The sequence below is a fragment of the Solimonas variicoloris DSM 15731 genome (assembly GCF_000382285.1).
In the GTDB taxonomy this organism is placed as follows: domain Bacteria; phylum Pseudomonadota; class Gammaproteobacteria; order Nevskiales; family Nevskiaceae; genus Solimonas; species Solimonas variicoloris.
This window is the reverse complement of the sequence record NZ_KB907928.1, coordinates 1-23106: the sequence shown is the minus strand read 5'-3', so window position 1 is coordinate 23106 and position 23106 is coordinate 1. Positions and strand designations below refer to the sequence as shown.

Sequence of the window (23106 nt, the reverse complement as noted above, 5' to 3'; positions counted from 1 at the left end):
CCATATGAATGAAAAATGATTCAGGAATATTAGTGGATCGAATGATCCGGCGCGTCGTAAGGTGTGCGCATCAAACCATCTCCCGGAGGAGAAACGGCCATGGAATTCGCGCACAGTCCCCGCGCACAGGACCTCATCGAACGCGTCCGCCAGTTCATGCGCGAGCAGGTCGCGCCCGTCGAGACGGCCCTGCTGCACGAACAGCAAACCGCGCGCAGCAGCGGCGACTGGCAGAAATGGACGGTGTCGCCGCAGGTCGCCGCGCTGAAGGCCCAGGCGCGCGCCGCCGGCCTCTGGAACCTGTTCCTGCCCGACGCCGAACTCGGCGCCGGCCTGTCGCACGTCGAGTACGCGCCGCTGGCCGAGGAAATGGGCCGCAGCTTCATCGCGCCCGAGGTGTTCAACTGCAACGCGCCGGACACCGGCAACATGGAAGTGCTGTGGAAGTACGGCAGCCCGGAGCAGAAGGAACGCTGGCTGAAGCCGCTGCTGGCCGCCGAGATCCGCTCGGCGTTCTGCATGACCGAGCCGGACGTGGCGTCGAGCGACGCCACCAACATGCAAGCGACCGCCGTGCTCGACGGCGACGAAGTCGTCATCAACGGCAAGAAGTGGTGGTCGACCGGCATCGGTCATCCGGACTGCAAGGTCGCCATCTTCATGGGCCTGTCCGATCCGAAGGCGAACCGCCACCAGCAGCACAGCATGGTGCTGGTGCCGCTCGACGCCCCCGGCGTCAAGATCCAGCGCATGCTGACCGTGTTCGGCGAGTACGATGAGCCCTACGGCCACGGCGAAGTGCACTTCGAGAACGTGCGCGTGCCGAAGGAAAATCTCATCAAGGGCATCGGCAAGGGCTTCGAGATCGCGCAGGGCCGCCTCGGGCCGGGCCGTATCCACCACTGCATGCGCTGTATCGGCGCCGCCGAGCGCGCGCTGGAGCTGATGATCGAGCGCGGCCTGACGCGCGTCGCCTTCGGCAAGCCGCTCATCAACCTCGGCGCCAATCGCGAGCGCATCGCCGAGCTGCGCATCGCGATCGACCAGGCACGCCTGCTGACGCTGTACGCGGCCTGGAAGATCGACAAGGTCGGCGCGCTCGCCGCGCTGACCGAGATTTCCGCGATCAAGGTGGTGGCGCCCAACGTCCTGCAGCAGGTCGTCGACGAAGCGATCCAGATGCACGGCGGCGCCGGCCTGTCGAACGACTTCCCGCTCGCGGCGATGTTCGCCAATGCCCGCGTGATGCGCCTGGCCGACGGTCCGGACGCCGTGCACCGCGGCATGATCGCCCGCGTCGAACTCGGCAAATACACCAAGCTGATGGCCGAGCGCGGCATCCGCGCATGAGCGCGTCGCGCGTCTTCATCACCGGCGGCGCGTCCGGGCTCGGCCGCGCGCTGGCCGAACGCTACGCGCGCGCCGGCGCCTCGGTCTGCATCGCCGACCTGAACGACGCCCGCGGCGCCGAAACCGTGCAGGCGCTGCAGGCACGCGGCGGGCGCGCGCACTACCTGCGCTGCGACGTGCGCGAGGAAGCGGACCTGGCCGCCGCCGCGCAGTGGCTGCAGCAGCACTGGGGCGGCGTCGATCTGGTCTTCAACAACGCCGGCGTCGCTGCCAGCGGCGCGATCGGCGAGCTGCCGATCGCCGACTGGCAGTGGATCGTCGACATCAACCTGCTCGGCGTCGTGCGCGGCTGCAAGGTCTTCGCGCCGCTGCTGGCCGCACAAGGCGGCGGCCATATCGTCAACACTGCGTCGATGGCCGGCCTGATCCATCCGCCGCTGATGTCGGCGTACAACGCCACCAAGGCGGCGGTCGTCGCGCTGTCGGAGACGCTGAAAGTCGAACTCGCGCGCGATCGCATCCAGGTTTCGGTGGTCTGCCCGGCGTTCTTCCGCACCAACCTGGCCGAGTCGGCGCGTGCCGCCGACGGCGACTCGAACCGCATGATGAGCAAGCTGGTGACGCAGGCGCGGCGCAGCGCCGACGATATCGCCGAGCTCGTCTACGCCGGCGTCGCGCGCGGCGATTTCCACATCCTCACGCACAAGCGCGAGGCCCGCATCTGGCGGCTCAAGCGCCTGCTGCCGTACGCGGTCTACGCCGGCCTGATGCAGCGCGCGACCAAGAAAATGATGGGCAAGGCCGCAGCGCGTGGCGACGCCGGGGCCTGAAACGCCGCCCGTGGCCGGCGTGCGCCCGGGCATGCCGGCCGCGTTCGGCGCGCCCCCTTGGCCGGGCGCGAATGTCCGGATACCGTCAACCCCTTGATCGAAGCTTTCATCGACCGACCATGACTGCTGCTTCCGAATCCGCCCGCATCGACCGCGGCGGCCAAGTCCGCCAAGGCGAGGAACTCGACGCCGCCGCCGTCACTGCCTGGCTGCAGGCGCAGGGCATCGAGCTGCACGGCACACCCAAGGTCACGCAATACGCCGGCGGCGCGTCGAACTGGACCTACCGCCTCGAGTACGAGAACCGCGACCTGATCCTGCGCCGTCCGCCGTCGGGCACCAAGGCCAAGTCGGCGCACGACATGAACCGCGAGTACGCGGTGCAGAAGGCGCTCAAACCCGTCTATCCGGCGGTCGCCAACATGGTCGGCCTGTGCCGCGACGAAACGGTGATCGGCTGCGAGTTCTACGTGATGGACCGCATCGTCGGCATGATCCCGCGCAAGAACCTGCCGCCGGGCGTGACGCTGACGCCCGAGCAGACGCGCCGCCTGTGCGAGAACGTGTTCGACAAGCTCATCGAGCTGCACCGCGTCGACTGGAAAGCCGCCGGCCTCGACAAGCTCGGCAAGGGCAGCGGCTACTGCCGGCGCCAGATCGACGGCTGGTGCGACCGCTGGGAGAAGGCGCGTACCTGGAACGTGATGCGCGGCGCCGACGTGATGCGCTGGCTCAAAGCCAACACGCCGGACGACGTCGCCACCTGTGTGATCCACAACGACTGGCGTCTCGACAATCTGGTCTTCGATCCGGCCGACCCGACGCGCGTGATCGGCGTGCTCGACTGGGAGATGGCGACGCTGGGCGATCCGCTGATGGAGCTCGGCACCACGCTCGCGTACTGGTCGCAGGCCGACGACGACCGCTTCATCAAGAGCATGCGCCGCCAGCCCTCGCACCTGCCGGGCATGATGACGCGCCGCGAGATCGTCGATTACTACTGCGCCAGAACCGGCCTCAAGCCGCAGAACTGGACGTTCTACGAGGTCTACGGCCTGTTCCGGCTGGCGGTGATCATCCAGCAGATCTACTACCGCTACCACCACCAGCAGACGCGCAACCCGGCCTTCAAGCAGTTCTGGCTGCTCGCCAACTATCTGATCTGGCGCAGCCGCAAGCTGATGCGCCAGTCACGTCGCTGAGCCACACATGGGTGCGATCTATCTCATCCGCCACGGCCAGGCTTCGTTCGGCGCCGGCGATTACGACCAGCTCTCGACGCTAGGCTCCGAGCAGGCCGGCGTGCTCGGCCGCGCGCTCGCGGCGCGCGGCGTAACGCCGGACCTCGTCGTTTGCGGCGAGCTGCGCCGTCACCGCCAGACCGCGCAGGGCTGCCTGACGGCGATGCAGCGCACGGCGCAGTGGCAGGAAGATCCGGCGTGGAACGAGTACGACCACGAGATGATGATCGAGGCCTACCGCCCGCGCTTTCGCGACAAGGCCCTGATGATGGCCGAGCTGGCGGCGACGCCGAACCCGCGCCGCGCGTTCCAGGACATCTTCGCCGAGGGCATGAAGCGCTGGATTTCCGGCGAGCACGACGCCGACTATGCGGAGACCTGGTGCGGCTTCTGCGGCCGCGTCGAGGCCGGCGTGCAGCGCCTGCGCGAAACGCTGGGCCGCTCGAAGACGGCGCTGGTCTTCACCTCGGGCGGGCCGATCACGGCCGTCGTGCGCGAGCGGCTGGCGCTGACCGACCTGCACGCCGCGCAGCTGAACTGGACGCTCGCCAACGCCGCCGTCACCAAGCTGATCTACAGCGAGCGCGGCCTGTACCTGTCGAGCTTCAACGAGCATGCCCACTTCGAGCACGACAGCCGCCTGATTTCGTATCGCTAGCCGGCCGCAACACCACCATCCGAGCCGCCCCAACCGTCCGCTGACTCCAGCCGCCGTCGCCGGCGGCTCGCGTCAACGATCTTCCGGAAACGCCCCATGAGCAGACACCCGACGCGCCAGACCATCCTCATCACCGGCGCCAGCTCCGGCCTCGGCCGCGGCATGGCCCGCGAATTCGCGGCCCGCGGCCACGATCTCGCGCTGTGCGCGCGCCGCACCGAGCGCCTCGACGAGCTGAAGGCGGAACTGGCGGTGCAATACCCGAAGCTGCGCATCGCCGTGCGCGCGCTCGACGTGCTGGACTACGGCCAGGTGTTCGAAGTGTTCCGCAGCTTCCGCGACGAACTCGGCCGCCTCGACCGCATCATCGTCAACGCCGGCCTCGGCAAGGGTCAGCCGCTCGGCACCGGGTACTTCCACGCCAACCGCAAGACCGCCGAAACCAACTTCGTCGCCGCACTCGCGCAGTGCGAGGCGGCGCTCGAGATCTTCCGCGCGCAGAACGCCGGCCATCTGGTCGTGATCTCGTCGATGAGCGCCATGCGCGGCATGCCGCGCAATCTGACGACCTATGCCGCGACCAAGGCCGGCGTCGCCGCGCTCGCCGAAGGCATTCGCGCCGACCTGATCGGCAAGCCGATCCGGGTCAGCACGATCTACCCGGGCTACATCCGCTCGGAGATCAACGAGAAGGTGAAAAAGACGCCGTTCATGATCGACACCGAAACCGGCTGCCGCCTGCTCGCCGACGCCATCGACCGGGAGCCGCAGAGCGCCTGTGTTCCACGCTGGCCGTGGATGCCGTTAGGCTTCGCGATGCGGCATCTGCCGCTGTCGCTCGTCGCCAAGATGGGCTGAACCCACGCGTCTGTCAGGAGCCAGTGCGATGAAATGGATGATCTACGGGGCCAACGGCTACACCGGCGAGCTGATCGCGCGCGAAGCGGTGCAGCGCGGCATCCGGCCGGTACTGGCCGGCCGCCGCGCCGACCAGCTCGCGGCGCTGGGCGCCGAACTGCAGCTCGAACACCGCGTGTTCGGCCTCGACGACGCGGCCACACTGGCGCGCGGCCTCGACGGCATCGGCCTGGTGTTGCACTGCGCCGGTCCGTTCTCGGCGACCAGCGCGCCGATGCTCGAAGCCTGCCTGCAGGCCAAGGCGCACTATCTCGACATTACCGGCGAGATTTCCGTGTTCGAGCATGCGCATCGCCAGCACGAACGCGCCGCGGCCGCCGGCGTCGTGGTCTGCCCCGGCGTCGGCTTCGACGTGATCCCGACCGACTGCGTCGCCGCCGCCCTCAAGGCCGCGCTGCCCGACGCCACGCATCTGGCGCTCGGCTTCGACTCGCGCTCCGGCTTCTCGCCGGGCACCGCCAAGACCTCGGTCGAAGGCCTCGCGCAGGGCGGCAAGGTGCGCGAGAACGGCATCATCCGCGCCGTACCGCTCGCCTATCACGTGCGCCGCATCGACTTCGGCGACGGCGAAAAGCTGGCGATGACGATTCCCTGGGGCGACGTCTGCACCGCCTATTTCAGCACCGGCATCCCCAATATCGAAGTCTTCATCCCGGGCTCGCCGGCGATGATCGCCAATGCCCGGCGCGCCAATTACGTCCGCTGGTTCCTTGGCCTGCCGCCGGTGCAGCGCTTCCTGAAAAACCGCATCGGCAAGACCGTGAAAGGCCCGAACGCGCAACAGCGCGAAACGCTGGCGACCTACGTCTGGGGCGAGGCACGCAACGCCGCCGGCCAGACGCGGACGGCGCGCATCAAGGTCGCCAACGGCTATGCGCTGACGATCACCGGCGCGCTCGCGGTGGTCGATTTCCTCACGCAGAACCGCCCGGCCGGCGGCGCCTACACCCCGTCGAAGCTGTGCGGCGCCGATCTGGTTTCGCGCCTGCCCGGGTCGGGGCCGATGGGAATTCGCTGACGCCAAGATCTGGCGGATTTGCGCATGGGATTCGCCAGATTCGCCACATCCTTTTTCGAGTAATTTTTCAAGATATTGATTAATAAAGTGTAAATAACTGGCAAAGGGCTTGCTCCACTCCCGGCACAAACGCCAAAAACGGGAGTTCCGACCATGTCTCAGCCGCTTGCCCTTGCTCCGCTCGCCCTGCTCGTCGCCAGCCTCGCACTGCCGGGCGTCGCCCAGGCCGCCGACGACGGCTGCCGCTGCGAGCTGCGCGCCGACATCCGTCTCGACGGCGACGCCGTCGAACTGCGCGGCGACGACGCGCACTACCGCCTCGAAGGCGATCGCCTCTTCCGCGATGGTCGCGAGCTGACGCTCGACGCCGCCCAGCACCGCGCCGCCGACGACTATCGTCGCGGCCTGCAGCGCGTGGTGCCGGCGGTCAGCGAGATCGCCATCGACGGCGCGATGCTGGGCCTGGAGGCGGTGACCGTGTCGTTCGCCGCGCTCGGCGGCGACCGTCACGACCTGCGCCAGTACGAAAAGCGCATGACCACGCTCAGCGAACACATTCATGCGCGCTACAACGGCCGCGAGCTGCTGCGCGGCAGTGTCGGCGGCGACGCCGACGACGAAGCCCTCGACGCCGAGATCGATGCGCTGGCCGAAGACCTCGCCGCCGACATGACGGGCAACATCGCCGCGATGGTGTTCACCGCGCTGGTCAATCCGGGCCGGATCGAGGCGCGCGCCGACGCCACCGAGCGCATCGTCGAGCGCCGCATCCAGCCGAAGGCCGACGCGCTCGAAGCCAAGGCGCGCCCGCTGTGCGCGCAGTTCGCACGGCTCGACGCGCTGGAGCGCACGCTCGGCATCGACGCGATCGACGTCCGCCCGGGCGCATCGACGCGCAAACCGCCGGCGCGGCGCGGTCTCGCGTTCTCATTCTGAGCGCCGCGCGGCAGCGGCCGGCTTGCATCGGCGGCGGCGCGCTGGCACCTTGCGCGCCGCCGCATTTTCCGCAGGAGTCCGCCATGCGCATCCTTCACACCATGCTCCGGGTCGGCGATCTCGACCGCTCGATCCAGTTCTACCGCGACGTGCTCGGCATGAAGGTGCTGCGCCGCGACGACTACCCGGACGGCAAGTTCACGCTCGCCTTCGTCGGCTACCAGGACGAAGCCGACGGCGCCGTCATCGAGCTGACCTACAACTGGGGCGTCGATCGCTACGAACTCGGCAGCGCCTTCGGCCACATCGCGCTCGAAGTCGACGACGCCGCCCAGGCCTGCGAACGGGTCCGGCAGCGCGGCGGCAAGGTCACGCGCGAAGCCGGCCCGATGAAGCACGGCAGGACCGTCATCGCCTTCGTCGAGGATCCGGACGGCTACAAGATCGAGTTCATCCAGAAAGGCACGGCGTGAACGCCCGCCGCTTGCGCAAGCTTCAGGCACGCGGCTAGACTGCGCGCGCTTCAAGCTCACGCACATCAATGAACCCGTTCAAGCAGATTGCCCTCGTACTCGTAGCGGTCGTCGTTAACGACGCGCCGTAGGGGCTGCTGCACGAAACAAAACCCCCGCCGGCGCATGCGACCGGCGGGGGTTTTCTGTTTTGAGGGTCTCATCCGCCGGTCCATCGCCCCAGGGGTTCCACCTTTGCCGGAACCGACTATGGACATCAATGGCGCAGAACTGATCACCCGCTTCCTCGAGCGACGCATCGACGCGGTCGGCCCGAGCGCGGCGCTCGTCGCCGGCATTCCCGGCGGCGCGCTGCTGCCGCTGTACCGCGCGCTCGCCGATTCGCGACTGACGCACATCCTCGCGCGCCACGAACAGGGTGCCGCGTTCATGGCCCAGGGCATCGCCCGCGTCACCGGCCGCGCCGGCGTCTGCCTGGCGACCTCCGGTCCCGGCGTGACCAATACGGTGACGGCGATCGCCGACGCCAAGGCCGACTCGGTGCCGCTGGTCTGCATCGCCGGCCAGGTGCCGCGCGCGCTGATCGGCACCGACGCGTTCCAGGAAGTGCGCACCGGCCACATCGTCGAATCGATCACCAAGGCGCAGTTCCAGGCGCGCTCGGCGGAAGACCTGCTCGACCTGCTGCCGGAAGCGTTCCGCATCGCCGAGAGCGGCCGCCCCGGGCCGGTGCTGCTCGACGTGCCCAAGGACGTGCAGACCGAACGCCTGCGCATCGAGCGCGTTCCGGACGCCGCGCCACCGCAGCGCGCGCCGGCCCCGGACGCCGCCGCGATCGCCCAGGCGGCGCGGCTGATCGAGCGCGCGCAGCGCCCCGTCCTCTACCTCGGCGGCGGCGTCACGCAGGCGCGCGCGCAGGGGCTCGCCCAGGCTTTCGCCGAACGCGCCGGCCTGCCGACGACGACCACGCTGATGGCGCTCGGCACGCTGCCGCCGGACCATCCGCTGGCGCTCGGCATGCTCGGCATGCACGGCGCGCGCTACACCAATCTCGTGCTCGACGAATGCGATCTGCTGATCGCGATCGGCGCGCGCTTCGATGACCGCGCCACCGGCCGCCTCGACCGCTTCGCCCCGAACGCGCAGGTCATCCATATCGACGCCGATCGCCGCGAACTCGGCAAGCTGCGCCGCCCGGAACTGGCGATCGAGGCCGACGCCGGCGCCGCGCTGCGCGCGCTGCTCGACGCTGCGCGCCCGCAGCTGCGCGCCGACTGGCTGGCGCGCGTCGGCACGCTGCGCCGCGAGTTCCCGCTGGCCCAGCCCGGGCGCGACGATCCGCGCCGCCCGTATGGACTGATCGCCACGATCGCGGCGCTGATCGACCCGGCGACGGCGATCACCACCGACGTCGGCCAGCACCAGATGTGGGTCGCGCAAGCCTATCCGTTCGCGCGCGGCGATCGCTGGCTGACGTCCGGCGGCCTCGGCACGATGGGTTTCGGCCTGCCATCGGCGATCGGCGCGGCGCTGGCACTTCCGCGCGCCGGCGCGGTCTGTTTCTCCGGCGACGGCTCGCTGCTGATGACGGTGCAGGAACTGGCGACGCTGGCCGAGACTCAGGCCAACGTGAAGATCGTGGTGATGGACAACAGCGCGCTGGGCCTCGTGCGCCAGCAGCAGAATCTGTTCTACGACGCGCGCTACAGCGGCTCGCTGTACCGGCAGCCGCCGTCGTGCTGCGCGATCGCCGAGGGTTTCGGCGTGCCGGCGCTGGATCTTGGCTTCGTGCGCGATCCGGCACAGGCCTTGCGCGAAGCCTTCGCGCAGCCGGGCCCGATGCTGATCCGCGCGCCGATCGCGGCCGAGGAAATGGTGCTGCCGATGGTGACGCCGGGCAGCGCCAACATCGAGGCGCTTGGTTAAGCTTTTGCAATGAACGATGGAGTGATGACGATGCACACGCCCCCGACCGGGCTTTACGAAGCACCCCTGCCGTCCGACTGGCCGGAACCGGAAGCACTCGGCTTCGGCCGCGTGCTCGGCCCCTATCTCGTGCATGCGCAGCATGGCGAGGACGGCCACTGGCACGCGCCGACCGTCAGCGTGCGCAACGCATTGCCGGTGCCGGTCGCCAGCGGCGGCCTGCAGTACGGCCTGTCCGTGTTCGAGGGACTCAAGGCCTATCGCGATCCGCGCGGCCAGATTCATCTCTTCCGTCCGCGCGACCATGCGCGCCGCCTGCAGCAGAGCGCGCGCCGCGTGGTGATGCCGGAACCGCCGGAAGATCTGTTCATGACGCTGTGCCAGCTCGCGGTGCAGGTGCACGCCCGCTACGTGCCGCCGCACGGCCGCGGCGCGCTGTACCTGCGCCCGACGCTGTATGCGGAAGAGGAAGCGCTGGGCTTCCGGCCGGCGACGCGCCACCGCCTCGCGGTCGCCGTCACGCCGAGCGCCGACCCGGCGCCGAAGCACCTGCGCCTGTGGGCCGAACACGAGCTGACGCGCGCCGCGCCCGGCGGCCTCGGCGCGGCCAAGACCGGCGGCAATTACGCGGCCGGCCTCGCCGGCCTGCAGCGCGCCCGCGAGAACGGCTACGACGACGTGATCTGGCTCGACGCGCTCACGCGACGCGAACTCGCCGAAGCCGGCACGATGAACGTCTTCGTGCAGATCGGCGACGAAGTGCTGACGCCGCCGCTCGACGGCACCATTCTGGCCGGCATCACGCGCGACAGCGTGCTGCGCCTACTGCGCGCCGAAGGCCTGCGCGTGTCCGAACAGAGAATCAGCCTCGACGAACTCGCCGCCGCGCAAATGGCCGGCCAGCTCGGCGCCGCGTTCGGCGTCGGCACCGCGGCGCGCCTGGTCAAGGTCAGCGAGATCGGCGACGGCGAGCGTGCGATCCGCTTCACCGACACCGGCCTGCCGGCGCGCGTCTACGACGCGCTCAAGCAAGTCCAGGAAGGCTCGACGCACGCGCTGCGCGAATGGCGCGTCGCCGTGCCGACGCCGCAAACCCCGTAAGCCGCGCGTCACGGCGCTTCCGCCGGCGCGCGTGACGCTTCCCTTAAGGATTCTGCAACGATGGTCCAGCATGTGATCGACGGTGCGGCCTTGCCGTACGCCCCGGACAAGCTGCCGCGCAAGGACGTCTGCGGCGTCGACGGCTTCCTCGCCGTCGATCTGCGCGTCGGCACGGTGCTGGCGGCGGAGCCGTTCCCGCAGGCGCGCAAGCCGGCCTACCGGCTGCGCGTCGACTTCGGCCCGGTGGTCGGTGTGCTCGAGACCAGCGCGCAGGTGACACACTACCCGGCGGCACAGCTGATCGGCCGCCGCGTGGTCGGCGCGATCAACCTCGGCGAGAAGCGCATCGCCGGCTTCAAGAGCCAGTTCCTCGTGCTCGGCGCGCTGGCGCCGGACGGGCGCGTGCATCTGCTGAGCCCGGACGCTGACGACGGCGCGCCGCCGGACGGCGCACCGATCGCCTGAGCCGGCTGCCTCAGAACTGGTATTTCAGGAACACGCGCGCGACGTCGCGGTCGCGATAGAGATTGGCCTCGCCGCCACCGAAGAACCAGGTGTAGCCGAGATTCAGCGACAGGCTCGCCTGGTAGCGCGCCTCGACGCTGACGTCGGCCTGCTTGCGGCCTTCGATGAAGTTCGCGGCCAGGCCCGGCGCGGTGCCCTGCACGTCGTGCTTCCAGACGATCATCGGCATCAGCGAGATGTTCGGCAGCACCGATTCGTACTTGATTTGCGAGATCAGCACGTAGCCCCAGGACAGCTTGTCCGGGAAGTAGCGGCGATTCTGCTGGTGCGGATTGAAGCGCAGGCCGTCGGGACCGACGCTGCAGGCGACGTTCGTCGAGCAGGCCTGGCGCGAGCCGTCCGCGCCCGAGCCGTCGGCGCCGGCGCTCGCATGCGTGTACGTGCCCGGCGCTTCGAGCTGCAGGCGATCGAGGCTCGGCAGGCCCGGCACCCAGGTCGCGCCGGCTTCGAGCAGCGTGATGACCTGATCGGCGCCGAACACGTTGAAGCGGTCGGTCGCGCCCATCACGTAGGTGCCGCCGAGATTGAATTCGTAGGTGTCGAACTTCTCCCAGCCGCGGATGTAGCCCGGGTTGCTGCGCTTGTACGGCCGGCCCGGGTCCGAACCCGGATTGGTGCCGACGGTCGTGCCGCGGTACGGCGTGATGAACGCCGGAAACGCGCGCCCCGAACCGGGCATGTGGCCGACGAGCAGATCGTAGGTGTCGTTGAAGCCGCCGGCGCGGCCGTCGGCGCGCACGAAATCGCTGCCGCGATAGAGGCAGGTATCCGCGCTCAGGACCAGCGAGCACACACTGGGATCCTCGTAGATGCCGATGCCGCCGAGCGCGTCGATGCTGTCGAGGCCGAGCAGGCTGACGAGGTCGCCAACCGCCTGCTGCAGCGCCGGCGGCAGGGCGCCGGTGACCAGACCGAGACCGTTGCCGGTGCCGACACAGCCGGCGTTCGGCAGATGGCAGTTGCTCAGCGTCGGGCCGAACGCGGCGAACGCCAGATCCTCCAGATCGACCTGCATCGGCGCGTCCGGCCGGTACGCGAGCTCGCCCTGCAGCGACCAGTCGCCGAGCGTGGTGTTGAACGACAGGCCGAACATCCTGATGTTCTCCGGATACTCGACCTGCAGCTTGGCGCTGTCGAAGCCGACCGCGTCGCTGCTCGCGCCTTCCGGATCGTTCGGCCGGAGCAGCGCGTGCAGCAGCGGCACATTCGAACAGGCGGCGAGAAATTCCAGCGTGCTGGTGGTGTGCTTGGAGCACGACTCCTCGACGGCATAGAAGCTCACGTACGGATTGCGCGCGTGGTAGTTCTCGAAATAGAAGCCCAGTTCGGTGCCGCTGCCGAGCCACTCGGCGAAGTACTTGAGCGCGATGCCGTACTGGCCACCGTTGTCGGGCCGCCGGTCGCTGAGCCGCTCGATCGTCGTCGTGGTATTGGTGATGCCGGACAGCGGATTGTCGAGCAGCATGCCCAGGCCCTGCGGATCCTCGGCGGCGCCGCCGAAGCTGACGCTGGCATTGCGGATCGCGTTGCGGGTGCCGACGTCGAGGAACGACAGGTACGATCCGGGTGCCGGCGCCTCGAGCGGCTGCCACTCGTACTGATAGAAGGCTTCGAGCGTCGCGTTTTCGAACGGCTCCAGCGACGCGAACAGCATGCCGACCGGCGTGAACACTTCCTCGACCTGATAGCCGACGCGAAAGAAGTTGTTGGTATTGACCGGATTGATGGAATTGATCGAGTCGAACACCAGCAGCGTCGACTCGCCCCAGTTCAGCGTCTGGCGGCCGAGCTTGACGGTCAGCTCCCGATCGAACGGCAGCGGCAGGCTGCCGTAGACGTAGGCGTCGAGCAGCTGCAGATCACTGCCGATCTGGCGCAGCGTCTCGCCGTCGCGGCGCTGGTTGCGCACGACGCCGCCGGGGCCGTAGACGATGCCGCAGGGCCCGCCGCTCGGATTGCGATACGCCGGACACGGCCGCGAATCGTTGCGCACGATCAGCGTCGCGACCGGCAGCGGCAGCGCAATCGGCAGCAGTTCGCTGCCCGGCTTGGAGACGAAGCCGACATCCAGATAGTTGTCGGACGTGATGCGATTCGGATGGTACTCGCGAAAGTCGTTGTTGACTGCGTCGTAGAAGTACAGTCCCTTCGCGAACAGCCCCCAGTCGCCGAGCGTGAGGGTCAGATCCTGGGTGATCTTGAACGGCGCCTGCACGACGTCGTAGCGATCGTAGTTGAGGTTGCCGTCGTCGGAGTTGATCGAGTACTGGCCGCGCGCCGCGACCAGCCGCTCGGCCGGGAAAGTCTGCTGCCGGAACAATCCCTGGCACGACTGATAGTGGATGCGCGGCTGGCCGTTGCTCTCGATGCGGCCGCAGATGCCCGGATCGTTGTTGGCCTTGCCGACCAGCTTCTCCGAGCGCTCCTGCATGCGCACCGCCACGCCGGCTGTCACCGTCGTGTTCAGCACGCCTTCGATCTGCGTCGCCTCGTCCCAGGGCAGGCTAAAGCTGATCGCCTCCGCCGTGCCCGCCCGCAACACCACGACCGCGGCCATCACCGCGGACGCAAACGCGTAACGCTGTCGCATGGCTTCTCCCCCCATTTTTCGCACTTGGGCAGTGCCGGTCGATTCGAGTCGACCGTTTCGGCGCCGCGCGGTGTTCCGCTTGAAGTGGCTGCCGTTGCTGCGATTATCGGCGAAAACCTTGCGTGCGCAAGGGATTTCCGGATTACTGACCGCGCGCCTCGGAAACGCCGATTTCCGCGATGCCGAGATGGCAGCGCCGGCGGCCATCGCGTGCCGGCGTCAGCGCCGGCGGCGTGGTCCGGCACGGCGCCTGCGCGTGCGCGCAGCGCGGCGCGAACACGCAGCTGCGCCGGCTCTCGCCGCGTGCCGGCAACGCGCCGGGAATCGTGCGCAGCGGCGAGTCCGGATCGTCATCGAGATGCGGCCGCGCGCGCAGCAGGGCGCGCGTATACGGATGCGTGGCCGCAGACGGCAAGGCGGAGGTCCGGCCCTCTTCCATCATCTGCCCGGCATAGAGCACCAGGGTGCGCTCGCAAAGCTCGGCGACCAGACCGAGATCGTGCGTGATCAGCAGCAGCGCCAGCGAGAACGTGCGGCGCAGTTCGGCGAGCAAGCCGATCAGCTGCTGCTGCACGGTGACATCGAGCGCCGTGGTCGGCTCGTCGGCGATCAGCAGCTGCGGCCGGCCGGCCAGCGCGATCGCGATCATCACGCGCTGGCGCATGCCGCCGGACAGCTCGTGCGGATATTGCGCGAGGCGTCGCGCCGCATCGCCGATGCGTACGGCTTCGAGCAGGCGTCGCGCTTCGGCAAGCGCTCCCTCGCGGGTCAGGCCGCGATGCACTTCGATCGTTTCGGCGATCTGCAGACCGACGCTGAGGTACGGATTCAGGCTGGTCGAAGGATCCTGGAAAACGAAGCCGATGCGCGCGCCGCGCAGCGCGCGCAGGCGCGAGGCCGGCGCGCCGAGCAGTTCGACGCCGTCGAAGCGCACGCTGCCGCCGACGCGCAGGGCCGGGTCCTGCAAGCCGAGCAGCGACAGCGCGGCCTGCGTCTTGCCGGAGCCGGATTCACCGACGATCGCGAGGCTGCCGGCCGGCGGCAGCGAGAACGACAGCGCCTCGACGATCGGGCCCCCGTGCCGGTCGGCGACACTCAGTTCGCGCACTTCGAGCATCGTCAGCGCCTCAGCATCCGGGCCGCTCGAGCGCCGCACGCAGGCGCTCGGCGATGACGTTGAGCAGCAGCAAGGTCGTCGTCAGGAACCCGGCCGGGAACAGCAGCGACCACGGCGCGCTTTCCATCTCGCGCGCGCCGTCGTTGACGAGCGCGCCCCAGCTGGTCGCCGGTTCCTGCACGCCGAGCCCGAGGAAGCTCAGGAACGATTCGATCAGGATCACCTGCGGCAGCGTCAGCGCCGCATAGATGACGACCAGGCCGGCAAGATTCGGCACGATGTGGCGGCGCACGATCTGCAAGTCATCGAGCCCCGACAGCCGCGCCGCGGCGACGAACTCGCGCCGGCGCAGCGCCAGCGTCTGGCCACGCGCGACGCGCGCCATGTCGAGCCAGTTGACGGCGCCGATGGCGATGAAGATCAGCAGCAGATGGCGGCCGAACAGCACCATCAGCACGATCACGAAAAACATGAACGGCAGCGCGTAGAGCACATCGACGGCGCGCATCATCGTCTGGTCGAGACGGCCGCCGCGATAGCCGGCGAGCGCGCCCCAGGCGACGCCGATCGCCAGCGACACCAGCGTCGAGACCAGACCGACGAGCAGCGACAGCCGTCCGCCGCAGAGCGTGCGCACAAACAGGTCGCGGCCGAGGCTGTCGGTGCCGAACCAGTGCGCGCCGCTGGCCGACGGCGGCGCCGACCAATCGCCGGCAAAGTCGATCTCGTCGCAGGCGTACGGACTGAACCACGGGCCAACCAGCACCAGCGCCAGCACCGCGGCCAGCGCCAGCACCGCCGCGAGCAGCCGCCGATCCGCGAGCAGGATGCGCACGCCGTTCATGCCGGACGCAGGCGCGGATCGAGCGCGCCGTAGAGCAGATCGACGACGAAGTTCAGCATCACGATCAGCGTGCCGTAGAGCAGCACCACGCCGAGCACGAGCGTGTAATCGCGGTTGAGCGCCGCCTGCACGAAGTAGCGTCCGAGGCCGGGGATGTTGAAGACCTGCTCGACGACGACCGAGCCGGTGATGAGGCCTGCCGCCGCCGGGCCGAGATGCGAGATCACCGGCAGCAGCGCCGGACGCAGCGCGTGGCGGAACAGGATCGTGCGTTCCGGCAGACCCTTGGCGCGCGCGGTGCGCACGTACGGCGCGGCCAGCGCATCGAGCAGGCCGGCACGCAGCAGGCGCGCCACGTAGGCGATCTGCGGCAAGGCCAGCGCGATCGTCGGCAGCAGCGCGTCGGCGAGCGTGCCCGGCCGCCAGCCGCCGGCCGGCAGCCAGCCGAGCCCGATCGCGAACAGCAGCACCAGCAGCGGGGCGACGACATAGTTCGGCACCGACACGCCCAGCAGCACGACTGCACCAAGCACGCGATCGACAGCGCCGTCCGGCCGTTGCGCGCAGACGATGCCGATCGCGCCGCCGAGGGCGAGCGCGAGCAGCAGGGCGCCGGCGCCGAGGCTCAGCGAGACCGGCAGTGCGGCCGCGATCAGCTCGCCGACGCGATAGCCTTCGTACTGGAACGAAGGGCCGAGATCGCCGCGCGCCAGACCGCCGAGATAGCGCAGATACTGGCGCCACAGCGACTCGTCGAGGTGGTATTCGGCGGCCAGCGCTGCCTCGATCTGCGGCGGCAGCGTGCGCTCGCCGTCGAACGGACCGCCCGGTGCGGCGCGCATCAGGAAGAACGCCAGCGTGACCAGCACGAAAAGCGTCGGCACCGCCGACAGCAGGCGTCGTAGCGCGAACGCGATCATCCGGGCGCGAGGCTCAGGTCCTTGCCGTAGTGGTAGTCGAGCAGATTATCGCGCCAGCCGCGCACATACGGCTTCACCAGATGCTTGGACACGTACCAGTAGATCGGGATCACCGGCAGTGCGTCGAGCGCCCGGCGCTCGGCCTCGGCGAGCAGGCCGGCACGCCGCGCCGGATCAGCCTCCGTGGCCGCGGCCGCCAGCAGCGCGTCGTACTGCGGATCGCGCCAGCCGGTATCGTTGCGGCCGTTGTCGCTCGCCAGCACGTCGAGGAAGCTGCTCGTATCGTCGTAGTCGCCGATCCAGGCGGCACGGAAGATCTGCGTTTCGCGCCGCAGGCGCCGCTTGGCGAGAAAGACCTTGTTCTCCTCGTGGATCAGCGTCGCTTCGACACCGAGCGTCTGCTTCCACATGGCGGCGACGACCGTCGCGATGCGCTTGTGATCATCGTGCGTGTTGTAGCGCAGCTCGACACGCAACGGATGCGCCGGCGTATAGCCGGCGGCGGCATAGAGGCGGCGCGCCTCCGCGAGGCGGCGCGCCATCGGCCAGGCTGCCCAGTCGACTGACTGCGGCGCGTAACCCGAAACGCCGGGCGGCACCCAGCCATAGGCGGGCCGCGCCAAGCCATTCATGACCTTGGCGACGATCAATTCGCGGTCGATGACCATCGCCAGCGCGCGGCGCAGCCCGGGCTGCGCCGCCAGCGGCGCACGCTCCATGTTGAAGCCGTAGAAATAGCTGCCGAGATAGGTCGCGACATGCAGCTCGTCACCGAGCCGCGCGCGCAGCTGCGGCGCCTGCACGAGCGGAATCTCGGAGGTCACGTCGAGCTCGCCGGCGCGATAGCGCTTGAGCTCGGCTGCGACATCGTCGCTCGGCACATAACGGATGCGATCGAGCGCGGTGCGGTCGTCGTCCCAGTAGTGCGGATTGCGGACCAGCTCGATCTGCCCCTGCACGACCCACTGATCGAGGCGGAACGCGCCATTGCCGACCAGCCGGCCCGGCCGCGCGAACTCGCGTCCATAGCGCGCGAGCGCCGGCCGGTAGGTGGGAAAGCTCGCCGGATGCGCGAGCAAGCTCGGCAGGTAAGGCGTCGGCGCGCGCAACAGGATCTGCACCTGCGAAGGCCCCAGCGCCCAGACCGCGAGCTGTTCGGGACGCGCGCGGCCCTCGCTGATCGCCTGCGCGTTGACGATGCACGACAGCAGCTGCGCGAACGGCGCGCCGGTGCGCGGATCGACCAGACGGCGCAGGCCGGCGGCGAAGTCCTCCGCCGTCAGCGGCTCGCCGTTCGACCAGCGCAGGCCCGGGCGCAGCTGGAAGGTGTAGCGCCGCCCTCCGTCACCGACTTGCCAGCCCTGCGCCGCCGCCGGCAGCGCCCGGCCATCCGGGCCGATGCGCGTCAGACCCTCATACAGATCGCGCGCGATATTCAGCGCGCTGACACTGGACATGCGCTGCGGGTCCAGCGATTCCGGTTCCGGACCGTTGCCGATGCGCAGCACCTGCTCCGCCTGCACCGGCAGGGCTAGCATGGCCAGCATCAGCGCAGCCGCGAGCCTCCGAGGCGTGCGGCGCCGCATCGATCAGGCCTTGCGCGGTCGCCGCGACGCCAGCGTCACGGCGACGACCGACAACAGGATGATCAGCGTGCCGCCGAGCTGCATCGTGCTCAGCCGTTCGCCGAGCAGCAGCCAGCCGAGCACGACCGCGACCGCCGGATTCACGTAGGCGTAGGTGCCGAGTTGCGCCGGCGTCACCTGATGCACGAGCCAGTAATACGCGCCGAACGCGACACAGGAGCCGAACACCGCGAGATACAGCACGGCGCCGATGACGTTCGGCGTCCAACGCCATGCTGCGGCCTCGCCGAGCGCGAGACCAAGCCCGGTCTGCACCACGCCGGCGATCAGGATCTGCAGCGCCGCCGTCATCAGCGGCGCGCAAGTGAGCGGATAACGCCGCGCGAAGATCGAGCCGCCGGCCCAGAGGATTGGCGACAGGATCAGCATCAGATAGGCCGGCCACGGCGCCGCCTCGAGCCGCAAACCGTCACCGACCAGCACCGCGACACCGAGAAAGCCGACGACCAGTCCGGCCAGCGTCGCACGCCCGAGCGGCTCGCCGCTCGCGCCGAGCGTGCCGAAGCCCGCCATCCACAGCGCCGAGGTCGCCACGATCAAGGCCGCCTGATTCGACTGCACCCACTGCTCGGCCCAGGTGACCATGCCGTTCGCCCCGACCAGCATCATCAGCGACGTCACCGAGATCACCCACCAATCGCGCCGCGAGGTCGGCCAGCGCATCCCGCTCCAGGCCGCGTACGCCAGCATCAGCGGCGCCGCGATCAGGAAGCGCAGGCCGGCGAACAGGATCGGCGGCGCTTCATGCACGCCGACACGGATCGCGAGATAGGTCGAGCCCCAGACGATGTAGACGATGGCGAAGGCCAGGAGAATGCGTCCATCGTACGTCGCGACGGTCTTTCGTTCGTTCATGCGTTGTGCGTTTTACCGCGATCCTTTGGGGCGAAGGCGCTGGCCGAAAACATTATCCAACAAAAAAGCCTGGCCCCTTTCGGGGCCAGGCCATTCACGTCAACCGCGTGCCGCGGTTTAGAACGTGTACTTCAGACCCGCCGTGAAGAAGCGACCGACCGCACCGGCCTGGTGGAAGGCCGGGTTGTAGTTCGTGCCGCCGTAGGTGTACGGATCGAACGGCGCTTCCTTGTTGAACAGGTTCTGGATCGAGCCGGTGATCGTCCAGTGGTTGGTCACATCCATCTTGCCGAACAGATCCCAGGTCGTAAACGAAGGCAGACGGCAGTCACCGCTGAACTGCTTGCCGTCGGGCGTGTAGGCATCGCAGGCCAACTTCGACGGACCGTTCGGCAGGGAATACTCGTTGCCCGTCGAGTCGTTGTACCAAACCGGAATCGGATTACCGTTTTCGTCCGTTTCCTGATTAAGTGACTGCCCCTTGAAATCGATCAGATCCATGCCGCTGACGTAGTTTACCTGTGCCGTAACCGTCCAGTTGGCGCGCTCGAACGAAACCGAGAATGTGCCCCGATCCGACGGCGTACCGCTCGCCGAGCTCAGCGCGTACGGACCGTGCGTGCCCGCATACTCACGCACATCGCCGCCGCCAAAGTCGCGCTCGAAGTTGAACACATGCGTCCAGCCGGCGTTGAGCTTGATCTTGCCGATGTCGGCCAGACGCAGGCTCTGCTGGATATTGGCTTCCAGACCGTCAGTCTTCGTCTTGTTGGCGTTGATGTACGGCGCATAGACAGCCGTCACTTTCGCGAGGCCAGTGTTCGGGTCGGCAGATTCCTCGGGGCCGTAAACGACGAGCGAATTGGGAAGTGCACCCGGCACACTGGTACCCGGTTCGCCCTGCAGCGGAACGCCTGCTTGCACCGACCCCTGGTCAGCCCCGACGATTTCATTCTCGCGCTTGATCAGGTAGTAGTCGATCGTGGCGCTCATGTTCTTGATCGGCTCGACGACGAGACCCAGCGTATAGCTCTTCGAGGTTTCCGGCTTGATATCCGGATTGCCGGCAGTGATCAGCGCGATACCGGTGTATCCAAAGGTCGCTGCATCACCACCCTCAGCGGGGCCCGGTGCGCGGAAGCCTTCCGCGTATGTACCGCGCAGCGCGACCTGATCGATCGGCTTGAACTTGAAGCCGAACTTCGGATTCGTCGAGCTGCCGTACTCATCGTAGTGGTCGTAACGGACCGCCGCGTCGAGCTCGAGCATCTTGACGACCGGGACCACGATTTCGGTGTAAGCGGCATAGATCTTGCGGTCGTCCGCAAACGCCGAGTAGCCGAGTCCGTTGACGTCACCCGTCTCGGTACCCGGGACAGCCGGCGCGTCGTACTTCTCCTTACGCCATTCGCCGCCGACTGCCATCATGACGTCGCCACCCGGCAACGAGAACAGCGAGCCGTTGACGCTGCCGTCGAACGCCATCAGCGTGTTCTTTGCCGTGACGTTCAGCGTCGGCGAGATCGCGTCGTAGTCCGATTGCGAGTTCAGCGACGGATTGTTGATGCGGAACGGATTCAGCGGACGGTTCAGCGCGTCTTGCATCACCGAGCCGAGGATATAGCCGTTGAGCTCGCGCTTGGTTTCGACACGGCTGTAGGTGAAGCCCGTGTTCCACGTCCACGAGGTGTCGAAGAACGCACCGTCAAGACCGAGCACGGCACGATAGGCATCATTGGTCACTTCCTCGCGGCGACCGCCGAAATCATTCGTCGAATAGCTCAGCAGTACCGGCCCTTCGTTGCCGAACGGATTGTCCGGATGGCCCGCCGGCAGACGCATCGACACCGACGGATTGAAGTACGAACCCGAGTTCGCGTTGTACGTGCCGCCGCGCGTCACGCTCGAAGGCGTGGTCATACCTTCCGTTTGTGAGTAGAAATAACCGAGCGAAGCCGTGGCACGAATCGAGTCCGTGATACGCAGCGTGCCGCCGCTCAGGATATTGGCACGATCGACCTTCGGCTGAATGCTGGAATAGGCGATCGGATCCCAGAGACAGACGGGCTCCAACCCTTCTCCGTCGCCGGAAGCCGGACTGGTTTCCGGGCACGCCGTGACGTTGCGGCGCTGCGTCGACGTTGCACCGACAAGCCGCGCGGCACCGTACGGGTTTACAAGACTACCCGTTGCGCCAGCCCAGCCGTAAGGGCTACCACCACGACGATTGTCGTACCAGCCGTAGTCGAGCAGATTGTTCGTCGCGAGATAGCCGTCGCGATCCGTGTTCGCGATGCGGTCCTGGCGCGAAGCCTCGGCGGTGATGAAGGCGTTGTAGCCATCCGTCGCCGCATTGCCAATGCCGTAGCTGCCGTAGAGACGCTTGACGTCGCCGTCGTCCTTGTAGGACGTGCCGAGATTGCCGCCGATCGAGGCGCCTTCGTAATCCTTGCGCAGGATGATGTTGACGACGCCGGCGATGGCGTCCGAACCGTAAATGGCCGAAGCGCCGTCCTTCAGCACTTCGACGCGTTCGACGGCTTCGAGCGGGATGGTGTTGAGGTCGACGAAGCTGCGCTGACCGTCGTCAGCGAGGCCGTAAGGAGCAACGCGGCGACCGTCGATCAGAACCAGCGTCGAGTTGACGCCGAGGCCACGCAGCGAGACCGCCGCCGAACCGCCGGCGAAGCCCGACGTGAACGAGCCCGGAATCGAGCCCTGGTTGTTGGCGGTCAGCGTCTGCAGGATCTCGCCGATGTTCTGCTTGCCGGTTGCCTCGATCGCATCACGCGAGAGGACTTCGACCGGCGAGGCGGTTTCCTTGTCGGTACGACGGATGTTCGAACCGGTGACCACGATGGTCTCGATTTCATCCGTCTGAGCCGGCGGAGGCGTAGCCGTGCTCTGCGCATGCGCGATCATCGAAAAGCTGCTCGCAACGGTGGCAGCGATGGCGCTCAGCGCGAAGAACCGCTCCGAACGCGTTCGCGTCGACGTCTTATTCATTCTATTCACTCCCAAGTGAATGGCGTTAGCAACAAGTTCTTGGCTCGACGATCTGATGTTTCGCAAGATCACCCGTGCTTGCGAAACCGAGCACTGATAGCAACGTTTTCAGCCTAGTCCCGGGTCCTGAATCACGTCAAGAATGTGTGACGCAATTGGGTGTTTTTCCCGGCACCCCCTCACGCGTCGTTCGCACCGCTGCCGATGCGGCTCGGCAACTGCATCGCTCTGGTTGTCTGCGCCCAGGCGCGTTCACCGCACGCCAACGGCGCGCCCAGCAGCCGACGCTCATGGATGGCTTTCTTGCGCGCGGATCTGATCGGCGAGGAATCCGGAATCTCTCCGGCAAAATGAAAAAGGCCGCCTTGCGGCGGCCTCATTGGCGGCGAGAGGGCCGGACGTGCCGGCCGGTGTCGCGGTCCTTTCCGCAGGCCTTCGTCAGCGGGCCGTCTTCAGCATCGTCCACAGCCGGGCGAGATCGGCGCTGCCGTCGCTGCCGGCGACGCTCTTGAGCGTGGCCTGCGCCGCGGCGCTCTGGCCGGCCAGCACCTGCGCGTAGCCCAGGTGCAGCCGGGCGTCGTCCGCCTTCTTCAGGCCGCCCTTGGCGATGCCCTGCTGGATCAGGGCGATGCCTTTGTCGTACTGCCCGTAGCCGATGTAGTTCAGGCCGGTGGCGACCAGCGCGTCGCCGCTGGCCTGTTGGGCGGCGGCTTTCTCGCCTTCGGCGAGGGAAGCCTTGTCTTCGGCGAGCTTCTTGGCGACCGTGGCCTTGAGCGCGGCGCTGCCGCTGGCGCCCTTGGCCTGCGCCAGCTGCAGGTAGTGTTCGGCTTCGGCCGGCAGGCCGGCGTCGATCGCCAGTTGCGTGGCGTCGAGCGCTTCGTCGCCCGAGTCGAGCACGCCGGCCGCCAGCTTCAGGCGGTAGACGTCGAGCCGCAGGCGCGCGGCGAAGCCGGGCTTGCTGGCGGTGCGCGCGATCAGTTCGCTCCAGTACTTCGGCTGCGGGTACAGCGCGACGAGCTTTTCCAGCGTCGCGCCGTAGGTCGCCATGTCGTTCTGCTTGGCGGCGCTGGAGGCGAGCAGCTGCAGCTGGATCTCGCCCGGCTTCTGCCCGCTCTGTTCGCGCCGGGCGATCACGGCGGCGAGTTCCTGCTG

General features: G+C 68.0%; 18 protein-coding genes and 1 pseudogene. 11 read left to right on the top strand and 8 right to left on the bottom strand.

Going from position 1 to position 23106, the window contains the following annotated elements; translation table 11 throughout:
* The first annotated feature begins 99 nt into the window (after positions 1-99).
* The 11 genes from H149_RS0106370 to H149_RS0106320 all read left to right on the top strand — a co-directional run bounded on the left by H149_RS0106370 (position 100) and on the right by H149_RS0106320 (position 10916).
* Positions 100-1350, top strand: coding sequence for an acyl-CoA dehydrogenase family protein (locus H149_RS0106370; RefSeq protein ID WP_020648910.1), 1251 nt, complete (start codon positions 100-102; stop codon positions 1348-1350).
* Positions 1347-2180 (top strand): SDR family oxidoreductase, encoded by an 834-nt coding sequence (locus H149_RS0106365; RefSeq protein WP_020648909.1) that lies wholly within the window; start codon positions 1347-1349, stop codon positions 2178-2180. The genes H149_RS0106370 and H149_RS0106365 overlap by 4 nt, the downstream gene beginning before the upstream one ends.
* Positions 2181-2299: 119 nt before the next feature.
* Positions 2300-3382 (top strand): phosphotransferase family protein, encoded by a 1083-nt coding sequence (locus tag H149_RS0106360; protein ID WP_020648908.1) that lies wholly within the window; start codon positions 2300-2302, stop codon positions 3380-3382.
* Between the two features lie 7 nt (positions 3383-3389).
* Positions 3390-4079 carry a histidine phosphatase family protein gene (locus tag H149_RS0106355; protein WP_020648907.1) on the top strand — a complete coding sequence of 230 codons (690 nt, stop codon included), beginning with the start codon at positions 3390-3392 and terminating at the stop codon, positions 4077-4079.
* Between the two features lie 96 nt (positions 4080-4175).
* Positions 4176-4937 (top strand): SDR family oxidoreductase, encoded by a 762-nt coding sequence (locus H149_RS0106350; protein ID WP_020648906.1) that lies wholly within the window; start codon positions 4176-4178, stop codon positions 4935-4937.
* Between the two features lie 28 nt (positions 4938-4965).
* Positions 4966-6015 (top strand): saccharopine dehydrogenase family protein, encoded by a 1050-nt coding sequence (locus H149_RS0106345; protein WP_020648905.1) that lies wholly within the window; start codon positions 4966-4968, stop codon positions 6013-6015.
* 153 nt (positions 6016-6168) lie between these two features.
* On the top strand, positions 6169-6951 hold the full coding sequence (locus H149_RS0106340; protein WP_020648904.1) for a DUF2884 family protein: 783 nt from the start codon (positions 6169-6171) through the stop codon (positions 6949-6951).
* An 83-nt stretch (positions 6952-7034) separates the two neighbouring features.
* A complete protein-coding gene (gloA, locus tag H149_RS0106335) occupies positions 7035-7424 on the top strand; it encodes a lactoylglutathione lyase (RefSeq protein ID WP_020648903.1) in 390 nt (129 codons plus the stop codon).
* Positions 7425-7673: 249 nt separating this feature from the next.
* Entirely contained in the window at positions 7674-9350 is a 1677-nt protein-coding gene (gene ilvB / locus H149_RS0106330; protein ID WP_020648902.1) for a biosynthetic-type acetolactate synthase large subunit, read from the top strand.
* Positions 9351-9380: 30 nt separating this feature from the next.
* Positions 9381-10451, top strand: a complete 1071-nt coding sequence (ilvE, locus tag H149_RS0106325) for a branched-chain-amino-acid transaminase (protein WP_039748345.1) — start codon at positions 9381-9383, stop codon at positions 10449-10451.
* 60 nt (positions 10452-10511) lie between these two features.
* Positions 10512-10916, top strand: a complete 405-nt coding sequence (locus H149_RS0106320; RefSeq protein ID WP_020648900.1) for a tRNA-binding protein — start codon at positions 10512-10514, stop codon at positions 10914-10916.
* A 10-nt stretch (positions 10917-10926) separates the two neighbouring features.
* Here the strand turns inward: H149_RS0106320 and H149_RS0106315 are convergent, their stop codons facing one another.
* The 8 genes and pseudogenes from H149_RS0106315 to H149_RS23590 all read right to left on the bottom strand — a co-directional run.
* Entirely contained in the window at positions 10927-13566 is a 2640-nt protein-coding gene (locus H149_RS0106315) for a DUF1302 domain-containing protein (RefSeq protein ID WP_169518319.1), read from the bottom strand.
* Between the two features lie 142 nt (positions 13567-13708).
* Positions 13709-14722: an ABC transporter ATP-binding protein gene (locus tag H149_RS20005; protein WP_020648898.1), complete on the bottom strand. Its 1014-nt coding sequence runs from the start codon at positions 14720-14722 to the stop codon at positions 13709-13711.
* Positions 14694-15527, bottom strand: a complete 834-nt coding sequence (locus H149_RS20000) for an ABC transporter permease subunit (RefSeq protein WP_020648897.1) — start codon at positions 15525-15527, stop codon at positions 14694-14696. Before H149_RS20000 ends, H149_RS20005 begins: the two co-directional genes overlap by 29 nt.
* Positions 15524-16447 carry an ABC transporter permease subunit gene (locus H149_RS19995; protein ID WP_020648896.1) on the bottom strand — a complete coding sequence of 308 codons (924 nt, stop codon included), beginning with the start codon at positions 16445-16447 and terminating at the stop codon, positions 15524-15526. The genes H149_RS20000 and H149_RS19995 overlap by 4 nt, the downstream gene beginning before the upstream one ends.
* The gene (locus H149_RS0106300; RefSeq protein ID WP_020648895.1) at positions 16444-17994 is read right to left on the bottom strand and encodes a peptide ABC transporter substrate-binding protein; all 1551 of its coding nucleotides are present in this window, start codon (positions 17992-17994) and stop codon (positions 16444-16446) included. The genes H149_RS19995 and H149_RS0106300 overlap by 4 nt, the downstream gene beginning before the upstream one ends.
* A 42-nt stretch (positions 17995-18036) precedes the next feature.
* On the bottom strand, positions 18037-18948 hold the full coding sequence (locus H149_RS0106295; RefSeq protein ID WP_020648894.1) for an EamA family transporter: 912 nt from the start codon (positions 18946-18948) through the stop codon (positions 18037-18039).
* A gap of 117 nt (positions 18949-19065) precedes the next feature.
* Positions 19066-21954, bottom strand: a complete 2889-nt coding sequence (locus tag H149_RS0106290) for a TonB-dependent receptor (RefSeq protein WP_020648893.1) — start codon at positions 21952-21954, stop codon at positions 19066-19068.
* Positions 21955-22392: 438 nt separating this feature from the next.
* Positions 22393-23106: pseudogene (locus tag H149_RS23590) on the bottom strand (tetratricopeptide repeat protein); the annotation flags it as partial.